Source organism: Roseococcus sp. GW821-FHT12F05 (genome assembly GCF_058806835.1).
This window is the reverse complement of the sequence record NZ_JBXAQB010000037.1, coordinates 1-5,178: the sequence shown is the minus strand read 5'-3', so window position 1 is coordinate 5,178 and position 5,178 is coordinate 1. Positions and strand designations below refer to the sequence as shown.

The 5,178-nt window shown below is 43.9% G+C and carries 1 protein-coding gene; it reads left to right on the top strand.

The genetic code is table 11. From position 1 onward, the window contains the following. Nucleotides 1-703 precede the first annotated feature (703 nt). Complete coding sequence (locus AC1ROY_RS33875; protein WP_493153362.1) at nucleotides 704-4,828, top strand: glycosyltransferase; 4,125 nt, start codon at nucleotides 704-706, stop codon at nucleotides 4,826-4,828. The last annotated feature ends 350 nt before the right edge of the window (nucleotides 4,829-5,178 follow it).

The following is a 5,178-nucleotide window of genomic DNA, read 5'->3' as shown; positions in this document are numbered from 1 at the left end:
GTCAGACGGCACCGGCGCCTCGGGGCGGGCCCCGAGGCCGAAGCGGATCGCGGCATGGGCGGCGAGCGGCGTCATGGATGGGTTCATTGCTCACTCCCATGATCGCAGAACGAAGGGGAAAGAGCTACCTCATCAATCAGGCAGCTCTTCTATGGCAGGGGACGATACGTCGGATCAGCATAGCGCGTTAACTGACGTGCATCCTATCGATATATAAATTTACTAATGATACTTAATTCAGGATTAATTTAAAAATTTTTACAGTAAATACATTCGAGCAATCTCGGAATATCGCGCGATGTAACATCATTATCGTAACGAGCTCGTGATAATATATCTAAAATTTACCGCTAGCCACTTACTTGTAATACATGCATCTGTTCAATTCGGAAATAAAGAGAAATAAATTCTATAAATCATATTAAATTAACTGTCATTTATCAATTCTAATATCGAAATCGCCTCAAATTTATTTTGTAAGATTTAAAAATCAGTTATGATCAATTTTTGAACAAATCTAAATGCACGAGAATTTTCGAGATTGTGTGAGAATTGCTGATTTGATCCATTTTGGCGAGCTTTCTCCGTCATCGTGCTGGCTGAGCACAATGGAACTTGAGGGCTTGGTGTGTATTTAGACGTGTCTCTTGTGCGCCGCGTCAAAGCCAGATAGGCTCAATGTACGTCGATCCAGAGGTTCAAAATGAAGGCTCCTGAAACAAAAGATCTGATTGGTACGGTTGATCAGATTTATTTATCAAATAAAATACTAACAGTTCTTGGCTGGGTTCAAAAAAAAAGTGCCCCGAACGCCATTCGAAAAGTCAAGGTTGTAATATCGGGTGAAACGAGAGGCGAAGGTCTTGCGAACATTCGGCGCAAGCCGCCTGCAAATGGAACGCCACCAATTACATATGCGTTCCAGATAGAGATATCTGGAGATTTTCCTGATAATATATCACCAAAACAGATTTTAGTATACGATATCGAGGACGAATTCCTGCTACCTCATATGAATCGACTGACGATTACCGAAGGCCCTGCTCGAAAGAAGCGTGAAATGCTGGCCGTGCCTTCCGCGATTGCGAATCCGAGTGGAAGCAAAAATTCCGCATCAAAGGGCGAAATCTCAACTACGGCACAATCAGAAGCGAAGATTGTGCAAATTGTCGATAAAAAAGAAATCAATAGCGGTGGCGCTATTTTGTCTTCGGCAGAAAATTCCGAAAAAAATAAAGCTCACCTCAATGAGACCATAAAAAATCGCCCTCATTCTCGCTCCGAAAAATCTGCTGTCGACAACAAGTATATCGAGGAAAATTTACTCGAATTTTATTTATTTGATATCGCCTTCATGCGAGAGAATGTCGGGGCTGCGAATCTGCAAAAATTCAATGCGAATCCCGTTTCGTACTATTTGCACGAATACCCCAAAGCAAGATCATCTCATTCACTTTTTGACCGGCAATGGTATTCAACTTATTACGGGGCAAAGTTGAATGGAAGCGATGCTCTTGTTCATTATATGCTAATCGGGAGATTTGGTGATTTTTCTCCAAACCCTCTATTCGACCCTCAATGGTATCGTCTCAATTTTGACGACGACGATCTTGATGGAATGGAAGATCCTTTTAAGCATTATCTTGATGCCCGGCAAGATAGAGGTCTTAGCATCCATCCGTTTTTTGACCCATCGTTTTATCTTGAGAAAAATCCAGACCTAATTCGTGCTAATGTAGACCCTATTAGGCATTATATTACCCATGGATTCAAGGAAGATAGGACCTATCATCCTCTGGTGGACGTGAAGTATTACATTGAACAAGCAAAAACTGAACATAAAAGAAATTTACCGGCTGAAATTTTGGAGGGATTAGCCAATTCTGATATAGCATTAAATCCAAATTTACGAGTCGAGGTAGGTAAATCTGCGCGGAAAAGCCCATTCGTGCCAATAAAGCCCGATTCGAAAATTGCAGCGTGGGCGCGTTACAACAAGCCAACGTCCGCGCGTCGTATTGCGGCGAGCATAGTGGCCGCTTCTCTGCCTAAAACTCTGCTTTTTTCGATAATGATGCCGGTTTATGACCCTCCATTAGAGGTCTTGCGAGAAGCAGTATTCAGTGTCCTTGATCAAACTTATCAGAATTTTGAACTTATTATTGTTGATGATAAAAGTACAAACCCCGCTATCGTCCCTGAACTTGAACAATTGGGCGCCTTGGATGAGAGGATTAAGCTCAAATTTCGATCGGCAAACGGACATATTTCCCACGCCACGAATGACGCGGCGGAGATGGCCAAGGGTAAATATTTAGTTTTTCTTGATAACGACGATAAATTGGCGCCTGATGCGTTAGCGGTGGTGGCTGCACATATAAGTGCGTTTGGAGATGCAGATCTTATATATAGTGACGATGCTCGATATGACGAGACAGGGAAAATTCTAAAAAATCTTCGATTTAAGGTGGGGTGGTCCCCTGAACTTCTTCTTTCGTATTCTTATATCTCGCATCTGAGAATTGTACGTGCAGAGACCTATAATTCCATAGGGGGTACACGCGTGGGTATGGAGGGATCGCAAGATCACGACATGTTCCTTCGTATCGCTGAGATTTCAGATAACGTACACCACATCCCCGCTATACTATATCACAGAAGGGCGTTGCCTGGTTCGACGGCTGCTGGGGGGGATCAAAAGCCTTATAGCCTCGACGCTGGCATTAGGGCTGTTGCCTCAGCGTTTAAACGCCGAGGGCTGGACGTGACGGTGTCCCGTCCGGATTGGGCCGTTCGATCAAACGCCGGAATTTTCGTGCCTAATATGCCGGATGATGGGCCTTCCGTAACCCTAATTATCCCGACAAAAAACAATTATCAAAAACTATTGAGATTAATTCGATCTCTGCCGCACACTACATATCGGAATTATGAGGTTTTGATAATTGATAATGAAAGTACCGAAAAGAAAACCGTTAATTTACTTAAAGATTCACCTTATAATATTGTCAGAATCGAAAGTCCTGGAGGGCAATTTAATTATTCCTATTTGAATAATGAAGCGGTAAAGCTGGTCACAACGGAGTTCGTACTCTTTCTTAACGATGATACTGAAGTGATCAATGCTCGCTGGTTGAGTCAAATGATGGGATGGGCCCGGCTACCTAAGGTAGGTATAGTTGGTGCCAGACTGTTATTCGGTGATGGTCGTGTTCAGCATGGGGGTGTCTCTCCCGCCCTTGAGGTCGGATATACAATGTTTCGTGGCCTGTCGGGATCAGATAATGGATATTTATCTTATGCGAAGGTAACCAGAAATGTAGCTGCTGTTACGGCGGCGTGCATGCTGACTTCGCGAGAACTTTTTAATGAAATGGGTGGATTTGACCAGGCTAATTTTGGCGTGGCCTACAACGATGTAGATTATTGCCTTCGTGTTCGAGATTCGGGACTTCGTGTCGTTTATTGCGGGGAAGCGGAGCTATATCATCACGAAGGTTCAAGTCGCCCGAAGCAAGATAAGCCAGCGGAAATTAGAGCGTTTCGTGACAAATATCGTGATTATAAAGATATTTATTTTAATAATAACTGGGATCGACGATCTTCTTCGATTGATATAAGCCCTACCGTGCATTTGGCAGCTAAAAGTGAACGTCCGCTCCGTATTTTATTTATATCGCATAATCTGAGTCACGAAGGCGCTCCGAATAGTCTCTTTGAGCTCTGCCTCGGGCTCAAAGAACGCGGTGTGGCTTTGCCGACGGTTATCAGCCCCTCGGATGGGCCTCTCGCTCAGCAGTACCGCGAACGAGGTATTAATGTTTCGCTCAGCCCATTATTGGCGCAGGCGTCAAGGTCAAAGGAGCGGACAGATTACGATCAAGCTGTAGTACGGTTGGCAGAAAATTTTGCTGAGGGTAGTTATGATTTGATATGTGCTAATACGGCCGAAACTCATTATGGAATAAGAGCGGCTAAAATAGCGAAAATTCCGTCTGTATGGATAATTCGGGAGGGCGAAAGTTGGAATGAATACTATGCAAAATTTAATGAAACTATGGAAATTGCGGCACTAGAAAGTTTTTCAATGCCCTATAAGGTAATTTTTGTATCCAATGCCAGTTACAAACGCTGGGAGAATCTTAATGTATTTCAGAATTTTTATTTAATTCGTAATGGGTTGAATCCAAGCCGACTTTTGCTCGCCGCTGATCGGATAAATCGAGATCGCGAGAGGCGGCTACTTGGGTATAAGGCCGATGATATCGTGTTGTTGTGTGTTGGAACCATAGCCGCACGCAAGGGCCAGCATGATTTACTTCTTGCATTAATACAATTAAACCGACAGGAAATAGCCCGGATTCGAGTGGTGTTGGTAGGGGCGCGAAATAACGCTTTTTGTGATCAGCTTCGAAAATTTGTTGCCTCTATGCCAATATTTATTCGAGATCGCGTAAATATTGTGGCTCAAACAGAAAACGTTGCGCTGTTCTATAAAACTTCTGATGTTTTTTTCTGTGGATCTCGAATTGAAAGCTATCCTCGTGTTATATTGGAGGCTTCTGTAATGGGTCTCCCAATAATTACGACGCCGGTTTCGGGTATACCGGAGCAGGTCGTTGAACATCATAATGCCATATTCTATTCTCCTGGTCGCATCGGGGAGTTAACGAACTGTATTCGCGCCATAATGAATGATGAATATCGAAAAAATATGAAAAATAGCGTAAGCGATGTTTATGGTATGCTGCAGACTTATCCGGAAATGCTGAACAAATATGAAAAAATATTTCGGGAGGCAAAAGTTTCATCAATTCCAGAGATTTGACTTGATTGTCTTACTTCTGGAAATCCGGAAGTTATTTTGCTTCTAATGTCGCTCGGTTAAGGCCGGGCGACTAGGAAGCTGATAATTCGCCAGGCTGGAGTTCAATGGGGGAGTTTTTTGGTTCGTATGCATCGTTTGCGACAATGGGCGATTTTGTCCTTCAGCTGGTCTGTTTTGGCGGCTGAGGTTATCCATGGTGACGATGTGGCCAGCTTTGAGAAAGCAGGCGAGCGGGATCTTCACTTGGAGCCTGCGGATGGTCGCATGGAGCCTGCGGATGGTCGCAGGCCATGACTATCGGGGGCACCTTGACGCTTCTTCTCACGGGTGGTTTTGGCTTCATCGGATCC

Coding starts and splice junctions, on each gene's coding strand:
- AC1ROY_RS33875 (WP_493153362.1), top strand. CDS start 704: ATGAAGGCTCCTGAAACAAAAGATCTGATTGGTACGGTTGATCAGATT.